At 53.9% G+C, this 17,225-nt stretch carries 15 protein-coding genes; 10 read left to right on the top strand and 5 right to left on the bottom strand.

The genetic code is table 11. The features are described 5' to 3' along the window. Positions 1-10: 10 nt before the first annotated feature. The 10 genes from uvrA to FFA38_RS02950 all read left to right on the top strand — a co-directional run bounded on the left by uvrA (position 11) and on the right by FFA38_RS02950 (position 11,208). The gene (uvrA, locus tag FFA38_RS02995) at positions 11-2,875 is read left to right on the top strand and encodes an excinuclease ABC subunit UvrA (RefSeq protein WP_138315481.1); all 2,865 of its coding nucleotides are present in this window, start codon (positions 11-13) and stop codon (positions 2,873-2,875) included. Further along, the gene (gene uvrC, locus FFA38_RS02990; RefSeq protein ID WP_138275327.1) at positions 2,875-4,734 is read left to right on the top strand and encodes an excinuclease ABC subunit UvrC; all 1,860 of its coding nucleotides are present in this window, start codon (positions 2,875-2,877) and stop codon (positions 4,732-4,734) included. Before uvrA ends, uvrC begins: the two co-directional genes overlap by 1 nt. Positions 4,735-4,818: 84 nt before the next feature. After that, entirely contained in the window at positions 4,819-5,694 is an 876-nt protein-coding gene (gene rapZ, locus FFA38_RS02985; protein WP_138275326.1) for an RNase adapter RapZ, read from the top strand. A 2-nt stretch (positions 5,695-5,696) separates the two neighbouring features. Beyond that, positions 5,697-6,674 (top strand): DNA-binding protein WhiA, encoded by a 978-nt coding sequence (gene whiA, locus FFA38_RS02980; protein WP_138315480.1) that lies wholly within the window; start codon positions 5,697-5,699, stop codon positions 6,672-6,674. A gap of 64 nt (positions 6,675-6,738) precedes the next feature. Then, positions 6,739-7,362: a superoxide dismutase gene (locus FFA38_RS02975; RefSeq protein WP_138275324.1), complete on the top strand. Its 624-nt coding sequence runs from the start codon at positions 6,739-6,741 to the stop codon at positions 7,360-7,362. A gap of 97 nt (positions 7,363-7,459) precedes the next feature. Further along, positions 7,460-8,467 (top strand): type I glyceraldehyde-3-phosphate dehydrogenase, encoded by a 1,008-nt coding sequence (gene gap, locus FFA38_RS02970; RefSeq protein WP_138275323.1) that lies wholly within the window; start codon positions 7,460-7,462, stop codon positions 8,465-8,467. 46 nt (positions 8,468-8,513) lie between these two features. Next, positions 8,514-9,716 carry a phosphoglycerate kinase gene (locus FFA38_RS02965; protein ID WP_216641753.1) on the top strand — a complete coding sequence of 401 codons (1,203 nt, stop codon included), beginning with the start codon at positions 8,514-8,516 and terminating at the stop codon, positions 9,714-9,716. Positions 9,717-9,753: 37 nt separating this feature from the next. Then, positions 9,754-10,539, top strand: coding sequence for a triose-phosphate isomerase (tpiA, locus tag FFA38_RS02960; RefSeq protein ID WP_138275321.1), 786 nt, complete (start codon positions 9,754-9,756; stop codon positions 10,537-10,539). 30 nt (positions 10,540-10,569) lie between these two features. Then, positions 10,570-10,821 (top strand): preprotein translocase subunit SecG, encoded by a 252-nt coding sequence (secG, locus tag FFA38_RS02955; protein WP_138275320.1) that lies wholly within the window; start codon positions 10,570-10,572, stop codon positions 10,819-10,821. Between the two features lie 9 nt (positions 10,822-10,830). Further along, a complete protein-coding gene (locus tag FFA38_RS02950) occupies positions 10,831-11,208 on the top strand; it encodes an RNA polymerase-binding protein RbpA (protein ID WP_138275319.1) in 378 nt (125 codons plus the stop codon). A 62-nt stretch (positions 11,209-11,270) separates the two neighbouring features. On the opposite strand, the gene pgl is transcribed toward FFA38_RS02950, so the two are convergent. From pgl to tal, 5 genes are read right to left on the bottom strand one after another with little or no spacing between them, the layout of a single operon-like run. Further along, positions 11,271-11,999, bottom strand: a complete 729-nt coding sequence (gene pgl, locus FFA38_RS02945) for a 6-phosphogluconolactonase (protein WP_138315478.1) — start codon at positions 11,997-11,999, stop codon at positions 11,271-11,273. Next, positions 11,999-12,967 (bottom strand): glucose-6-phosphate dehydrogenase assembly protein OpcA, encoded by a 969-nt coding sequence (locus FFA38_RS02940; RefSeq protein ID WP_138315477.1) that lies wholly within the window; start codon positions 12,965-12,967, stop codon positions 11,999-12,001. Before FFA38_RS02940 ends, pgl begins: the two co-directional genes overlap by 1 nt. After that, entirely contained in the window at positions 12,964-14,499 is a 1,536-nt protein-coding gene (gene zwf / locus FFA38_RS02935) for a glucose-6-phosphate dehydrogenase (protein ID WP_138315476.1), read from the bottom strand. The genes FFA38_RS02940 and zwf overlap by 4 nt, the downstream gene beginning before the upstream one ends. Positions 14,500-14,511: 12 nt before the next feature. Then, complete coding sequence (locus FFA38_RS02930) at positions 14,512-16,107, bottom strand: glucose-6-phosphate isomerase (RefSeq protein ID WP_138315475.1); 1,596 nt, start codon at positions 16,105-16,107, stop codon at positions 14,512-14,514. Beyond that, positions 16,107-17,207: a transaldolase gene (gene tal, locus FFA38_RS02925; protein ID WP_138315474.1), complete on the bottom strand. Its 1,101-nt coding sequence runs from the start codon at positions 17,205-17,207 to the stop codon at positions 16,107-16,109. Before tal ends, FFA38_RS02930 begins: the two co-directional genes overlap by 1 nt. Positions 17,208-17,225 lie beyond the last annotated feature (18 nt).

Genomic DNA, 17,225 nt, shown 5'->3' with positions numbered 1-17,225 from the left:
AACTTCAAAGATGCCGATTACACCGATAAGCCACGAAAACAAGCTCGTCATCAAGGGTGCTCGAGTTCACAATCTTAAAAACGTGAATCTTGAGGTGCCCCGTGACGCCATGGTTGTCTTCACTGGACTAAGTGGTTCCGGTAAGTCATCGTTGGCATTTGACACCATCTTTGCTGAGGGTCAGCGTCGATACGTTGAATCGCTGTCGGCCTATGCCAGACAATTTCTGGGTCAGGTTGACCGACCAGATGTTGACTTTATAGAGGGTTTGAGCCCGGCAGTTTCGATCGATCAGAAGTCCACAAATCGAAACCCTCGGTCAACGGTTGGAACCATCACCGAGATTCACGACTACTTGCGCCTGCTCTGGGCTCGCGTCGGTGTGCCTTACTGCGCCGAATGCGGCGAGAAGATTGTCAAGCAGACCCCGCAACAGATTGTCGACCAAATTCTTGAATTACCTGAGGGCACTCGGTTTCAGATTCTTGCCCAAATAGTCGACCAAAAAAAGGGCGAGTTCGTTGATCTGTTCAAAGAGCTTAACGGGCAAGGTTTTGCCCGCGCTGTGGTTGACGGCGAGATTGTGCAGCTAGCTGACGCCAAACCACTAAAGAAGACGTTCAAGCACGACATCTCAGTAGTCATCGACCGACTGGTGGCAAAGCCAGAGATTATTGGTCGCCTAGCTGATTCGGTCGAAACCGGCCTCAAACTAGCCGGAGGGCGCATCCTTGTTGACCTTGTCGACGAGCCGGCTGGACCGGGGAAGACCCGGGTTTTCAGTGAGAAAATGTCGTGCCCGAATGAACACCCGCTAAGCCTCACCGAGATTGAACCTAGAACTTTCTCCTTCAACGCCCCGTTCGGTGCTTGCCCTCAATGTTCTGGCCTCGGAGTAAAGCAGGCGGTAGACGCCGAACTCGTCATCGGTGATCCAGACGCAAGCATTAATGGGGGAGTAATCCTGCCTTGGTCGACCCAGGGAAAGGGTTTGTTTCACTATTTCTCGCGAATGCTTGAAGGTCTAGCCGACGACCTGGAGTTCTCGCTTGACACCCCTTGGAAGAAGCTTCCCGAAGAGGTTCAGCAGGCCGTTCTCCATGGAAACAACTTCGATGTTCAGGTGAAGTGGAAGAACAAGTATGGACGCGAACTGCGCTACACCACCGGATTCGAGGGTGTTTTGGGCTATATCGAGCGCAAATACCTTGAGTCTGAAAACGACTACGCCAGGGCTAAATGGTCAGGTTTTCTGAGGGAAATTCCTTGTCCAGCATGTGCTGGACAACGCCTCAAGCCTGAAGTTCTGGCTGTAAAGGTGGCTGGCGTAAGCATTGCCGACGTAGCCGCGATGAGCCTCGGTGAAGCGGTTAAGTTCTTCGAAACCATCGTTCTAGACGAGCGCGACGTAAAAATTGCGGCTCAGGTCCTTCGCGAAATCAGGGCCAGGTTGGACTTTTTGATGGCCGTCGGTCTCGACTACCTATCACTGGAGCGCGCCGCCGGTTCGCTTTCGGGCGGTGAGGCGCAGCGCATTCGATTGGCTACGCAAATTGGTTCTGGCCTAACCGGTGTTTTGTACGTTCTCGATGAGCCTTCGATCGGTCTTCACCAGCGCGACAATCGCAGACTCATCGACACCCTGATTAAACTTCGAGACCTTGGCAACACCTTGATTGTTGTCGAACATGACGAGGACACCATCAAGGCCTCTGACTGGGTGGTCGACATTGGCCCAGGTGCCGGTGTTAACGGTGGTGAGGTGGTTCACAGTGGCCCTTATGCAGCCCTGCTAAATAATCAAAACTCGCTAACCGGTGCATTCCTGTCCGGACGTGAGGCCATCATTACGCCAAAGAAGCGCCGGTCAATTGACCCAAAGCGCAAGTTGAAGGTAGTCGGTGCACGCGAAAACAATCTGCAAAATGTTGACGTGGAATTCCCTCTGGGCGTTCTGACTGCGGTGACGGGTGTCAGCGGATCAGGAAAGTCCTCGCTGGTCAACGACGTGCTCTACGAAGTTCTGGCCAACAGCCTGAACGGAGCCAAGGGCGTAGCTGGCCGTCACACTCGCATCGAGGGAATCGAACTTCTCGACAAGGTTGTGCACGTCGACCAAAACCCAATTGGTCGAACTCCACGTTCAAATCCGGCAACCTACACCGGTGTTTTCGACCACATAAGAAAGCTGTTTGCTGAGACCCAAGAGTCAAAAGCCAGGGGATACCAGCAGGGTCGATTCTCGTTCAACGTAAAGGGTGGGCGCTGTGAATCCTGCTCGGGTGACGGAACCCTGAAAATTGAGATGAACTTTCTGCCGGACGTCTACGTGGCCTGCGAGGTTTGCCACGGCGCGCGCTACAACCGTGAGACGCTCCAGGTTCTCTACAAGGGCAAGAACATCGCCGAGGTGCTTGAAATGCCAATCGCCGAAGCCGCTGAATTCTTTGCACCGATAAGCTCAATCGCCCGATACCTCGAGACTCTTGTCGAAGTTGGTTTGGGTTATGTTCGCCTCGGCCAGAGTGCAACCACCCTCTCAGGCGGAGAGGCCCAGCGTGTCAAGCTGGCCACCGAACTGCAACGCAGATCTAACGGCCGAAGCATATATGTTTTGGATGAACCAACCACCGGTCTCCACTTCGAGGATGTTCGAAAGCTCCTATTGGTGCTGAATGGTCTGGTTGAAAAGGGCAACACCGTGTTAGTCATTGAACACAACCTGGATGTAATCAAGTCATCCGACTGGATTATTGACATGGGCCCAGAGGGCGGATCACGCGGTGGTCAAGTGGTTGCCATCGGAACACCAGAACAGGTAGCAGCTAACCAGAAATCATTCACAGGCGGATTCCTCAAGGAGCTGCTCAGCTAATGGCCAATGAGCTCTCGTTTCGGCCAAAAACTAGCGAGATACCAACTAATCCCGGGGTTTACCGTTGGCTTGATGCCAGCGGCCGTGTGCTTTACGTGGGTAAGGCAAAAAACCTAAGGGCCAGACTAAGCAACTACTTTGGCCCGTTAGATAGCCTTCACGAACGAACCCGAAGAATGGTGACTTCGGCCGCTGATGTGCAGTGGACTATTGTCAAAACCGAGTACGAGGCGCTTCAGCTTGAGTTCACCTGGATCAAGGAATATGACCCACCTTTCAACGTTCGCTTCAAAGATGACAAAACCTACCCGTACCTTGGCGTATCCATTGGAGAAGAGGTTCCTCGGGCCTTCATTACTCGCACGCGCGACCTGAAGGGAGTCAAGTACTTCGGCCCCTACACACAGGCCTGGGCTGTTCGGGAGACCCTGGATACCCTGCTGAAGGTCTATCCGGTTCGATCCTGCACCAAAGGCGTTTACCAGCGTGCCAAGGCTTCCAATCGGGCCTGCCTCTTAGGAGACATTGGCAAATGCGCGGCCCCCTGCGTAGACCGAGTAACTAAGAGCGAGCACCGGGCAATAGCCAAAGAATTTATTGACTTCATGTCGGGCGGAGACACTCAGCACGTTGAGACGCTTCGCAAGCGGATGTTTGAGGCGAGCGAGAACCAACAGTATGAGCTCGCCGGTCGGCTGCGCGACAACATCGGTGCTCTCGAGCGGGTGCTAGAGAAAAGTACTGTCGTGTTTAGCGATCAAACGGACGCCGACTTATTTGGAATCGCTGATGACGAGCTGGCCGCTGCAGTTTCGCAATTCATAGTTCGAGGCGGCCGAATTCGTGGTGTGCGCGGATGGGTGGTCGACAAAGAACTCGAACGAACCCTTCCAGAACTTGTCGAGTACGTCCTTCAAAATGTGTACACCGGCTCCATCGATGCAGAACCGGTCGATATTCCACGCGAGATATTGGTTCCCGTGTTACCTGATGATGCCAAGGATCTAACCCGATGGCTCTCGGCTAAGCGCGGAACTAAAACTGAACTAAGGGTTGCCCAACGTGGCGATAAAGCCGCCTTGGCAACAACCGCTGAGACCAATGCCAAGCACTCGCTCATGCTCTACAAAACTCGAAGGTCTGCGGACTTCACCGCGCGGGCAGATGCGCTGGCGGGCATTCAAAAGGCACTACAACTTGCGGATGCGCCACTGCGAATTGAGTGTTTTGACGTTTCACACCTAGGTGGCACCGGCGTGGTTGCATCGATGGTCGTTTTCGAAGATGGCCTGCCGAAGAAGGACCACTACCGACGCTTCTCGATTGAGAACACCACCGATGACACTGAGTCCATTTATCAAGTGGTCTCCAGGCGACTGAAATATCTTCGCGAACCTCAGGCCAATGCAGCGGAAGAAACAAAATTTAGTTACTTTCCGTCATTACTCATAGTTGATGGAGGGCTTCCGCAGGTTAATGCAGCGCAGCGGGCTATCAACGATTCAGGTGTTCCAGGGCTGACCGTAGTTGGCCTCGCAAAACGTCTTGAAGAGATTTGGCGGCCGGGGGAGGAGTACCCAGTTATTCTCCCGCGTGCGACCGACGAACTGTTTCTACTTCAGCGAATTCGAGATGAGGCGCACCGTTTTGCCATCACCTATCAGAGGCAAAAACGTAAAAGCAGTATCGCGACCGAACTGTCCGAGATTCCTGGCCTCGGTGAGAAACGCGTCTCGGCCTTACTGAAGCACTTCGGGTCAGCAAAAAGGCTCAAGCTGGCCAGCGCAGACGAAATATCTTCGGTAGCTGGCATCGGCCCCGTGTTGGCTCAAGAGATAGTTAATCGCCTAGAAATCTAAAAACACTCTTCGGCGTGTCGCACTTCGATAGACTGTGATGCACTCAGCTATTTCGACTTCAATTTCAACCGAGGGGAGGGTGTTTTGAACTCAGATAAAAGGCGTGAACTACTAATCGTCACCGGTATGTCTGGTGCGGGTCGTTCCACAGTGGGCAAGGCCCTCGAGGACCTTGGCTGGTACGTGGTCGACAATTTGCCTCCACAGATGTTGAATCCGATTGCTGACCTTTTTACCCTGACCAAAACTCCGTTGCCACGCTTGGCTGTGGTTATCGATGTTCGCGGCGGCGAGTTTTTCTCAGAACTTCAAACTCACCTGAACTCACTTCGCAGCAGAAGCCTTAACCTGCGGGTGCTCTTTCTAGAGGCAACCGATTCAGCCTTGGTCAAGAGGTTCGAATCGGTGCGGCGTCCACACCCGCTCCAGGGGAGCGGAACCATCCTGGATGGCATCGCAGAGGAACGCGTCAGACTATTGAGCCTTCGGGAATCGGCCGATGTGGTCATCGATACCAGCGACCTCAACATTCATCAGCTTTCAAACAAGATTGCCGAGGGATTCACCCTTGAGCAGTCCTCAAAACTTCAAATCAACGTGATGTCTTTTGGTTTCAAATACGGCTTACCTTCTGACGCCGATCTGGTTGCCGACGCAAGGTTCCTGCCGAATCCGTTTTGGCAAGAATCATTGAGACCATTTACCGGAGAAGACACAGCGGTAAGCGACTTTGTGTTGAGCCAGACTGGTGCCCAAGAATTTGTGACCAACTACGTGGCTGCGCTCAAACCGGTTCTACGCGGCTACCTCAACGAGAACAAGCGTTACGCAACCATCGCGATTGGTTGCACCGGTGGCAAGCACCGATCGGTGGCAATGTCGCGGGCAATAGCTGATGAATTGAATAAAATCCCAGATGTTTCAGTGACGGTCAAGCACCGCGACCTAGGCAAGGAATAACAATGGCACTTACGGCTGACCTCAAGGATGAGCTCGCGCGACTCGAAATCGGAAAAAATTCGGTGCGGGTGGCAGAGCTGTCCACAATTCTGAGATTTTCAGGCGGCCTTCACCTAATCTCTGGGCGGGTTGCGGTTGAAGTCGAGCTCGACACTGCCCAAATTGCTCGCCGCGTTCGCAAAGACCTAACTGACCTTTTCGGCATCGACAGCGAGATGGCAGTGATTTCCCCTTCAGGGATTCGTCGAAGCAGTCGCTACCAAATCCGAGTTTTGCACCAGGGTGATGTTTTGGCTCGTCAAACCGGCCTTCTAGACCAGCGGGGGCGCCCAGTGCGAGGGTTGCCTGCCAATTTGGTTTCAGGTTCAATCCAAGAAGCGCAGGCGGTTTGGCGTGGCGCATTTTTGGCACACGGTTCACTAACCGACCCAGGCCGCTCGGCCGCACTAGAAATTACCGCCCCAGGCAATGAGGCTGCAATGGCTCTGGTTGGCGTTGCCCGCAGATTGGGTGTCACGGCAAAGGCCCGCGAGGTACGCGGTGTTTACCGAGTCACCGTCCGTGAGGGTGAGGCCATTGCCACCATGCTTACCCAGATGGGTGCACACACGCAGGTACTGCGCTGGGAAGAAATGCGCCTCCGGAGAGAGGTGCGGGCAACTGCCAATCGACTCGCAAACTTCGACGACGCAAACCTTCGCCGCTCCGCACAGGCCGCCGTTGCAGCCGGAGCCCGCGTGGAACGAGCCCTTGAGATTCTCGGCGAAGACATTCCCGAGCACCTTCGTTACGCTGGCCAGTTGAGACTCAAGCACAAGCAGGCCAGCCTTGATGAGCTGGGCCACCTGGCTGACCCGGCTATGACCAAAGACGCTATTGCGGGTCGAATTCGCCGTCTGCTGGCGATGGCCGACAAGCGTGCTGAAGACCTTGGCATCCCAGCGACCGACGCCTTTTTACCTGAGGAACTCGACGAGTAAAACTCAGGAATAACCTGACCCCAAATTTGACTAGGCTTTTTATAAACCCAACGAGGAGAAACCAATGACCAAGTACGTTTTGCCAGAACTTAGCTACGACTATTCAGCACTTGAACCAAGCATTTCGGCTCGGATTATGGAGTTGCACCACTCGAAGCACCACGCTGCTTATGTAGCCGGCGCCAACGCGACTCTTGACCTTCTTGAAGAAGCTCGCGCTAAGAACGACTTCACCTGGGTAAACAAGCTTCAGAAGGACCTGGCTTTCCACCTTGGTGGTCACATCAACCACTCAATCTTCTGGAAGAACCTAACCGCAGCAAACACAGATCGCCCAGAGGGTGAGTTGGCTGCAGCAATCGACGAGTTTTTCGGCTCCTTTGAGGCGTTCCAGGCACACTTCAACGCGTCAGCTATGGGAATTCAGGGCTCAGGATGGTCATTCCTAGCCTGGGACCTAGTCGGTCAGCGCCTAATTATTGAGCAGCTATACGACCAGCAGGGCAACGTCATCCCGACCACCGTCCCGCTGCTAATGCTTGACATGTGGGAGCACGCTTTCTACCTCGACTATCAGAACGTCAAGGGCGACTATGTAAAGGCTTTCTGGAACATCATCAACTGGTCTGATATTCAGGCACGTTTCGAAGCCGCACGCACGAAAACAGACGGTCTACTGCTATTCTGATAAGAGTTTTTCCACCCAAAGACGCGTGGCAAATAGCACCGAAATAACTAATCAAAACACGCGTCAATTTGTGGCGCCTAACTCCCTGGAGAACTAAGTGGCTATTCGTGTTGGAATCAACGGCTTCGGTCGTATTGGTCGTAACTACCTTCGTGCAGCATTGGCAAAGGGCACCGAGCTGGAAATCGTCGCAGTAAACGACCTAAGTGACCCAAAGTCACTAGCTCACCTGCTTAAGTACGACTCAGTAACCGGTCGTCTACCTCAGGACGTTTCAGTTGACGGCCAGAACATCATCGTTGGCGGTCAGGTCATCAAGGTGCTTGCTGAGCGCAACCCTGCAGACCTAGGCTGGGGAGACCTTGGCGTTGACATCGTTATCGAGTCAACCGGTCGTTTCACCGATGCGGAAGCAGCAAAGGCTCACATCGCAGCTGGCGCCAAGAAGGTTCTAATCTCTGCACCTGCAACCGGCGAGGACGCAACCTTCGTTCTAGGTGTAAACGATCACCTATACGACCCAGAGAAGCACCACATCATCTCAAACGCTTCTTGCACCACCAACTGCTTGGCTCCGTTCGCAAAGGTATTCAACGACAAGTTCGGTATTGAGAACGGTCTGATGACCACTGTTCACGCTTACACCGCTGACCAGAACCTTCAGGACGGCCCTCACGGCGACCTTCGTCGTGCACGCGCAGCTGCAATCAACATCGTTCCTTCATCAACCGGTGCTGCTAAAGCAATTGGCCTAGTTCTTCCTGAACTAAAGGGCAAGCTAGATGGATACGCACTTCGCGTTCCAGTTCCAACCGGTTCGATCACCGACCTAACCTTGGTTTCAAAGACCGATGTAACCGTCGAGGAAATCAAGGCAGCCTACAAGGCAGCTTCAGAGTCTGGCCCAATGGTTGGAATCTTGAAGTACACCGAGGACGAGATCGTTTCAAGCGACATCGTTACCGATGCACACTCATCAATCGTTGACGCAGGCCTAATCAAGGTCATCGGCCGTACCGTAAAGATCAGCTCTTGGTACGACAACGAGTGGGGTTACTCAAACCGCTTGGTAGAACTTACCGAGCTAGTTGCCAGCAAGCTCTAAACCCCAAACAAAATGTGGCCCTCAAGTAGGGCCGTGAAAGATCAAAATGCGTAAACTCTCCGACCTGCCAAATCTTGATGGAAAGCGGGTAGTAATCCGCTGCGACCTCAACGTTCCACTAGATGGAACCAGAATTACCGACGATGGTCGCATCGTTGCCTCTGTTCCAACCATCAAGTACCTGGTCGACCAGGGCGCCAAGGTTGTGGTTATCTCACACCTTGGCCGCCCAGAGGGTGCGCCGGATGCCAAGTACTCACTCGAACCTGCTGCAAGGCGTTTGGGTGAGCTACTTGGACAGCCAGTTTTCTTTGCATCAGACACAGTCGGCAGCGAAGCCAAGGGTGCCGTCAAGGCATTGGCTCGTGGGGGAGTAGTAGTACTTGAGAACCTACGCTTCAATGCAGCCGAGACCAGCAAGGATGCTTCAGAGCGTGAAGCTTTTGCAGCAAAACTTGCCGAGTTTGGTGACTTCTTTATTAGCGATGGTTTCGGTGTAGTCCACCGCAAGCAAGCATCGGTGTTTGAACTAGCCAAGGCCCTTCCAAGCGCGTGTGGCCTGCTAATTGAGAAAGAACTAGACGTTCTAACCCGCCTGACCAGCACCCCAGAGCGCCCATACGCGGTGGTTCTCGGCGGCTCTAAGGTTTCAGACAAGCTTGGTGTCATCGATCACCTGCTTCCAACCGTAAACAAGCTTTTGGTTGGTGGCGGCATGGTGTTCACCTTCCTTGCTGCTCAGGGCTACAAGGTTGGCTCGAGCCTGCTTGAAGTCGATCAAATCGAAACCTGTAAAGAGTACCTATCCCGTGCCGAAGCTCTTGGTGTAGAGGTCATTCTGCCAACCGACATCGTAGTTGCATCAAAATTCGGCGCTGACGCCGAAGTGGCTGTAACGGCTGCGAGCGAAATTGAGTCTTCTCCGTTTGGCTCAACCGGCCTGGGTCTCGACATCGGTCCAGAATCAGCTGCACGTTTCGCAGCTGAGGTTGCTGCCGCCAAGACTGTATTTTGGAATGGCCCAATGGGCGTATTCGAAATTGACAAATTTGCCGGCGGAACTCGCGCCGTTGCTAAAGCCCTTACCGAAGTTGACGGACTAAGCGTTGTCGGAGGCGGCGATTCAGCAGCAGCCGTTCGAATTCTTGGATTTGAAGACAACCAGTTTGGTCACATCTCAACCGGTGGCGGTGCCAGCCTAGAGTTCCTCGAGGGCAAAAACCTACCTGGCCTAGACGTCCTCAACTAATCTTTTTCTAACTCACATCAACCAACTGGAGAATCCCATGGCAAACCGTGTTCCGCTAATTGCAGGTAACTGGAAAATGAACCTCGACCACCAGCAGGCAATCGCCCTGGTGCAGAAGCTCTCATGGACCTTGAGTGATGCCGGTCACGACTTTAAGTCGGCTGAGGTTGTGGTGTTTCCTCCTTTTACTGACATTCGCAGTGTCCAGACCCTGATTGATGCAGAGAAAATGGAACTTGGCCTTGGAGCCCAGGACCTCTCAAAGCACGATTCAGGTGCCTACACAGGTGAAATCTCGGGTGCATTCCTAGGCAAGTTGGACGTAAAGTACGTACTTATCGGTCACAGTGAGCGTCGCCAGTACCACGCAGAAAACGATGAGGTCGTTCAGGCCAAGACCGCGGCGGCCTTCCGCCACGGCATCATCCCGGTTATCTGCGTCGGCGAGACACTAGAAGAACTTGAGTCTGAGGGCCAGAGCGCAGTACCTGTTCGTCAGACTTTGGCAGCCCTTGCCGGTCACGAAAAACTTGGCGAGTTTGTAATTGCCTACGAGCCAGTCTGGGCAATCGGAACCGGAAAGGTTGCAACCGCCGAGGAAGCTGCTGCTGTCTGCGGCAAAATCCGCGAAGCGCTTGCCGCTGAGTTTGGTACCGAACTTGCACAGGCCACCCGAATTCTTTACGGCGGATCAGTCAAGGCAGCAAACGTTGCCGGCTTCCTGCGCAGTACCGAAGTTGATGGAGTTCTTGTCGGTGGCGCGAGCTTGGATGCAGAAGAGTTCAGCGGCATTGCTCGATTCCAGAAGCACATCGCTCTATAATTTCAGAAGTACTCAAACTAAAGGATTCCAATGCTCGCGCTTCAGATTGCACTTCAGGTGCTTCTAGCAATTACCAGCCTTTTGCTGACCCTAATGATTTTGCTTCACAAGGGTCGCGGTGGCGGTCTGTCTGACATGTTTGGTGGCGGTGTCACCAGCAGCATGAACTCATCAGGCGTTGCCGAGCGTAACCTGAACCGAATCACCATCATTTTGGGCATCGTCTGGGTCGTTGTAATCATCACCCTAGGTCTGTTCACCCGATTCAACCTAGTGGCCTAAAGCTAGAACATGTCTAACGGGGGTTCTTCAATTCGGGGATCACGCGTTGGTGCGGGGCCAATGGGTGAAGTAGATCGCGGTCACGCGGTTGGGCGAATCACAGTAAGTTTTTACTGTTCAAATGGTCACGAGTACAACGCAAACTACATTTCAGCCATCGCGCTTGAAGACATTCCACAGGAAATCGACTGCCCAAAGTGCGGTCTTCCAGCTGGGCACGACAAAGCAAACCCACCGGTGGTAGCCAAACACGAGCCGTACAAAACGCACCTGGCCTATGTCAAAGAGCGTAGAACCGAAGAAGAGGCAGCCGAGTTGCTTGACTCTGCGGTTTCGGCAGTCCGCGAACGCCGGCAGAGACTGGCTGAAGAAGAACTCAACAAGTAATAAAAAATGGACCCTCGCGGGTCCATTTTTTATTTAAGTTTCAACAGTATTGGCTGAAGTCGTTAGCAACCAAAGACTTTGGTTCCTGCGGTGTTGTCAAGGTACCAACGCGTTGCTACCGAGCCGTGAACGCGACCAACCGGCAGAGTCTCCGGTTCCTCGCCGAATGCAACAGCCACGGCATCCTGCTTATCGGCACCGGCAACCACAAACCAGATTTCATCTGCTGCATTGAGTGCGTCGTAGGTAAAGCTCAGGCGCATCGGCGGAGGCTTCGGAGAATCGTGTTCGGCAATAATTTGTACTCCAGCGGCCGGAGTTGGCTTGCCGGGGAACAGGCTCGCGATGTGTCCGTCTGGGCCAATTCCCAAGAAAACCACATCAAACTTTGGTGCAACCGAATCAACGTGCTGGGCAAAAAGCTGTGCGGCTTCATCCAGTGAAAGCCCTGCATCACTGGCAGGAAACTCGTGGACTTTAGACTCATCGACGCTAATTTTGCTCAAGAGCGCCTTGCGGGCCTGCAGGCTGTTGCGATCACCGCTGTCCGCGGCAACAAAGCGTTCGTCACCCCACCAAAAGTGGACACGAGTGAAGTCCACCGAAGTCTTAGCTTCGTGCTCACCCAGCGCCGCCAGGGTTGCGATTCCAACGGTTCCGCCGGTCAGCATGACGTGAGCTTCGGGCTGAGACTCAAGCAATTGAACCAGTTTGGTGATTAGGTCTCCAGCTGCGTTTCGGGCAACCGAATCAGCGTCTTTGAAACGCTGAACAAATGGGCGAGAGCTCATTAGTTAGTGGCCTTGCGCTCAGCCGTGACGGTTGGGCGCGGCGTTGTCTCTTTGAAGCTTCGAGTCACAATCTTGCCGAAGATTTCATCTGGGTCAAGTCGGCGAAGATCTTCCATCAAGCAGTCACGCAAGCTCCGACGTGGCAGTGAAATCTCGCGAGTCGGCTGTGATGGCTGAATCAGCGTGGCAACACCCGGCTCATTGCGAACGATCTCGATGTCACCTGATGCTCGCTTTAGCTTCACGCCAACGAGTCCGTGCTTTTGGTCATCAGCCGGTGTGCGAATTAGGTTTACTTCAACTCCGAGCTGAATGCCAAGCCAAGCAGCCAAAAGGTCGACGCTAGGGGAGTCCACCGGGCCGGTTACCTCAACACCAAGCACCTTGTCGTATGGCGGCTGGTCCAAGATGGTGGCCAGCTGCTCACGCCATGGGGTAAGTCTGGTCCAGGCAAAGTCGCTGTCACCAGGGGTGTAGGTGTTGGCAAGTTGGGTCAAAAACGCGTGTGGGTCTTTTTGGCTCGCAGCATCAGTGATTCGGCGGGTAGCAATTCGACCAATCGCAGAGTCAGCGGCCTTCGCAGGGGCTTCGTCAGGCCACCAGGCCACGACTGGAGCATCTGGCAGCAATAGGCCGGTGACAAGGCTCTCAGGGTCGCTGGCAGCCTCACCGAAGGCACGCAGGACAATTACCTCAGAGGCGCCAGCATCTCCGCCAACACGAATTTGGGCATCCAACTTGGCGTTCTGAGCGCTGTTTGAGTTGTCATCGGCCAAAACGATGATGCGGCACGGGTGCTCGCGTGAGGCATCGTTAGCGGCCTTGATGGCAGGCTCAATGCCCTCAAAATCGGTTTCAATAACCAACGTCAAAACGCGACCGAGTGCAACTACGCCACCCTGCTCGCGAATCTGGATGATCTGCTTTGAGACCTTGCTAATGGTTGTGTTTGGTAGATCAACGATCACGGGATTCTCCACTCGCGCCCATCTCGGGCAAGCATTTCATCGGCAGACTTTGGACCCCAGGTTCCAGGGCGGTACTGCTCTGGCTGGCCTTGCTTGGCCCAGTATTCCTCGATCGGGTCGAGGATCTTCCACGAAAGCTCAACTTCTTCGTGGCGTGGGAACAACGGTGGGTCACCCAAAAGAACGTCAAGAATTAGACGCTCATAAGCTTCTGGGCTTGCCTCGGTAAATGCGTGTCCGTAACCAAAGTCCATGGTCACATCGCGTACCTGCATACCAACACCGGGCACCTTTGAACCAAAACGCATGGTCACACCCTCGTCTGGCTGAACACGAATTACCAGCGCGTTTTGACCGAGAGCTGATGTTTGGCTTTCGGCAAAAAGCTGCTGCGGTGCACGCTTGAAGACAACGGCAATTTCGGTGACTCGACGACCAAGGCGCTTACCGGCACGTAGGTAGAAAGGCACACCTGCCCAGCGGCGAGTGTTAATGTCCAGGCGCATTGCCGCATAGGTTTCAGAGACAGATTCCGGGTTCATTCCATCTTCTTCAAGGAATCCGGTAACTTTCTCGCCACCCTGCCAACCGCCGGCGTACTGCCCGCGAGCTGTGTGACGACCAAGGTCCTTCGGCAGTCGAACCGCCGACAAAACCTTTTCCTTTTCTGCACGGAGGTCGGCCGCATCAAACGAAACCGGCTCTTCCATTGCAGTGAGTGCAAGCAGCTGCAACAAGTGATTCTGAATCACATCGCGAGCAGCGCCAATACCGTCGTAGTAGCCTGCTCGTCCACCAACACCGATGTCTTCTGCCATGGTGATCTGAACGTGGTCGATGTAATTGGCGTTCCAAAGTGGTTCAAACATTTGGTTTGCAAAACGCAAAGCAAGGATGTTCTGAACAGTCTCTTTACCCAAGTAGTGGTCAATGCGGAAGACTGCGTCCGGAGGGAACACAGTTTCAACCACGTCATTGAGCTCACGTGAAGACTGGAGGTCGTGACCGAATGGCTTTTCGATAACCACGCGGCGGAACTGGTCTGGCTTTGGATCAGCAAGTCCGCTGCGCTTCAACTGCTGCGACACCTGAGCGAACGCCTTTGGCGGAATCGAAAGGTAGAACGCGTGGTTTCCGTTGGTTCCGCGCTTGGCATCTAGTTCTTCGATGGTCTCTTTGAGGCGATCAAACGACGCGTCGTCATCGAATTCACCGGAAACAAAACGAATTCCGGTGGCCAACTGTTGCCAAACTTCCTCGGACCAAGGCGTGCGAGCAAACTGCTTTACTGACTCCTTGACTACCTTTTCGAAGTCCTGGTCTTCCCAATCGCGACGGGCAAAACCGACCAACGCAAAGCCAGGTGGCAACAAGCCACGGTTGGCAAGGTCGTAGACAGCTGGCATCAGCTTCTTACGGGATAGGTCACCGGTAACACCAAAAATAACCAGGCTGCTTGGGCCCGCAATTCTGTTGAGTCTGCGGTCACCCGCATCGCGAAGCGGGTTGTGGCCCGCTGAGAGCTTGCTCATTAAGTTTTCTCCTTAGAGGGCTGACTTGATAAGTGCAACGCCAGCCTTGGCATCTGCCAAAGTTAGTGTCAGCACCGGGCGACCAAGCTGGCCAAGAACCTTGGCATCACCGGCTGCCTGAGAGGCGATCAGCTCACCGAAGGTGAAGTCACGACCAGGAACTTGGATGTCTGCAGCAGCCTCAGAAACCAACTGAAGGTAAACACCCTGGCGCGGACCACCCTTGTGGTACTGACCAGTTGAGTGCAAGAAACGTGGTGCCCAACCAAAAGTCACAGGACGACGGGTTTTGACAGCAAACAGGTCGCGAAGCTCTTCGGCCTCGGCGACTGAAGTGCGGTCAAGATAGGCGTGAATTGAGAGGTAGCCCTCGTCATCGTCAAGCTGAGCCAACAGCGCCGCAATTGCAGCTGAAACTGTTGTACCTGACACAGCAAGTTCGGTGCTTCGAACATCGATGCCTGCATCGGTGAACAGCGCAGGAATTACAGCGTCACGTTGCTCTAGCATTCCTCGTGCTGCGATCTTTGCAGATTCAACGTCTGGCTGATCAAACGGGTTGATGCCAATCAGTCGGCTTGCCACTACGGTTGCGTACTCCCAAAGCAAGAACTGAGCACCCAGTGAGCCTGAAACCGATACGGTGTCTCCGGAAACCGGCTTTGCATCAGCCTGAACGTGAACGGCAACCAGGTCGGCAAGACCCGAGTGGAGTTCCTGACTGGTTGGGGTTAGCACTACAGGAAGAATGCCCTTGCCGAGCTTTCCAGTCGACTCTGCAATTAGCTGCTCGGCCCAGTCACCAAAACCGATGATTTCAGTTCCGTCAGCAACGATTCCAATTTTGTCGCGGTTTCCCATTTCGCCTGGGGTGCAAGCCAGGGCGGCACCTAGAATCAGGCCTGGGTTGTCAACTGAATCAGATGACAAAACCTCGGCAGCCTCAGCCGCCTCAGCCAGAAGACCGGCAATATCGGCACCGGCAAGTCCAGACGGGACCAAACCAAATGCGGTTAGCGCCGAGTAACGGCCACCCACAGTTGGGTCTGCATTGAAGATACGGTAACCATCTGCCTTAGCAGCTGCCTCCATCGGAGAACCCGGGTCAGTAACCACAACGATTCGGTCGGCCTTATCGATTCCGGTATCGGTGAAGGCCTTCTCGAAAATGCGCTTCTGAGAGTCGGTTTCTACAGTCGAGCCTGACTTGGAAGAAACAATGATCGCGGTACGAGCTAGGTCGCCGGCTAGCGCAGCCCCAACCTGGTCGGCATTAGTCGAGTCCAAAACAACTAGCTCAACACCGGCGGTGCGGGTAATAACCTCAGGAGCAAGCGAGGATCCACCCATTCCACAAAGAACAAAGCGGTCAACGCCCTTTGCGTTGAACTCGGCCTTTAGAGCCAAAATGCCCTCAACTAGGGGAGCAGAGTCGGTTGCAGAGTTGACCCAACCTAGACGAATGGCTGACTCTGATTCAGCATCCTTACCCCAAAGGGTAAAGTCCTTCGCAGCAATGCGGCTAGCCACCTTGTCGGCAACTAGTGCATCAATGTTGTTGGCAACAGCTGCCGCGGCAGTACCGGCTACAACGACCTTTAGCGACATTACTTTGCCGCCTTGAGTGCGGTGTCAACGGTCTGAACTAGTTCGTTCCAAGAAACGATGAACTTGTCTACACCCTCGGTTTCTAGAACCTGAGTTGCGTCAGCCAATGAAACTCCAGCGGCCTCAACTGCTGCAAGAACCTCGCGAGCAGCTTCGTAGTTGTTGGTGATTGAAGCGGCAGGAATAACACCGTGGTCATAGACGGCCTCCATAGTTTTCTCAGGCATGGTGTTGACCAGCTGAGGAGCAACCAATTCGGTCACGTAAAGGGTGTCAAGCAGCGCTGGGTCCTTTACACCGGTAGATGCCATCAATGGGCGCTGTACGTTTGCTCCTGCGGCAGCAAGTGCTGCCCAAGCGTCAGTAGCAAAAGACTGCTCAAATACTTCGTAGGCAAGACGAGCGTTAGCAAGTGCAGCCTGGCTCTTCAACTCAGGGTGCCCAGCAGTTACCAAACGGTTGTCAACTTCGGTGTCAACGCGTGAAACGAAGAATGATGCTACTGAATGGATCTTTGACAGATCGTGGCCGTTGGCCTTTGCCTGCTCGATACCAGCGATGTAAGCAGCGATAACCTCGCGGTAGCGCTCGAGAGAGAAAATCAAGGTTACGTTGACACTGATACCTGCAGCAATTACTGCGGTGATAGCGCCTAGACCTGGCTTGGTTGCAGGAATCTTGATCATTACGTTCTCGCGGTTGACCTTGGCAAACAGTTCCTTGGCCTGAGAGATGGTGCCATCGGTGTCGTTTGCCAGTCCAGGCTCAACCTCGATTGACACGCGGCCATCAAAGCCCTTTGTCTCTGCGTAAACGCCAGCAAAGATGTCACAGGCATCCGAAACGTCTTTGGTGGTGATTTCGAAGATTGCTTCTTCAGCGGATGCTCCCGCAGCAGCAAGTTCAGCAACCTGAGCCTGGTAGCCCTCACCCTTGGCCAGCGCACCGGCAAAGATGGTCGGGTTGGTAGTTACGCCAGAAACCGAACGGTTGGTGATCAAATCGCGCAGACCGCCAGAGACGATGCGTGAACGTGATAGGTCGTCAAGCCAGATGCTGACGCCATTTGCGGCTAGCTGAGCTAGTGGGCTGTTTGACATTTATTTACTCCGATTTCT

It is taken from the genome of Rhodoluna limnophila, assembly GCF_005845365.1.
Classification (GTDB): domain Bacteria; phylum Actinomycetota; class Actinomycetes; order Actinomycetales; family Microbacteriaceae; genus Rhodoluna; species Rhodoluna limnophila.
This window is presented reverse-complemented; position numbering and strand designations above follow the sequence as displayed.

Coding starts and splice junctions, on each gene's coding strand:
- whiA (WP_138315480.1), top strand. CDS start 5,697: ATGGCACTTACGGCTGACCTCAAGGATGAGCTCGCGCGACTCGAAATC.
- FFA38_RS02930 (WP_138315475.1), bottom strand. CDS start 16,107: ATGTCGCTAAAGGTCGTTGTAGCCGGTACTGCCGCGGCAGCTGTTGCC.
- tal (WP_138315474.1), bottom strand. CDS start 17,207: ATGTCAAACAGCCCACTAGCTCAGCTAGCCGCAAATGGCGTCAGCATC.
- FFA38_RS02950 (WP_138275319.1), top strand. CDS start 10,831: ATGTCTAACGGGGGTTCTTCAATTCGGGGATCACGCGTTGGTGCGGGG.
- FFA38_RS02965 (WP_216641753.1), top strand. CDS start 8,514: ATGCGTAAACTCTCCGACCTGCCAAATCTTGATGGAAAGCGGGTAGTA.
- uvrA (WP_138315481.1), top strand. CDS start 11: ATGCCGATTACACCGATAAGCCACGAAAACAAGCTCGTCATCAAGGGT.
- zwf (WP_138315476.1), bottom strand. CDS start 14,499: ATGAGCAAGCTCTCAGCGGGCCACAACCCGCTTCGCGATGCGGGTGAC.
- tpiA (WP_138275321.1), top strand. CDS start 9,754: ATGGCAAACCGTGTTCCGCTAATTGCAGGTAACTGGAAAATGAACCTC.
- pgl (WP_138315478.1), bottom strand. CDS start 11,999: ATGAGCTCTCGCCCATTTGTTCAGCGTTTCAAAGACGCTGATTCGGTT.
- FFA38_RS02975 (WP_138275324.1), top strand. CDS start 6,739: ATGACCAAGTACGTTTTGCCAGAACTTAGCTACGACTATTCAGCACTT.
- uvrC (WP_138275327.1), top strand. CDS start 2,875: ATGGCCAATGAGCTCTCGTTTCGGCCAAAAACTAGCGAGATACCAACT.
- secG (WP_138275320.1), top strand. CDS start 10,570: ATGCTCGCGCTTCAGATTGCACTTCAGGTGCTTCTAGCAATTACCAGC.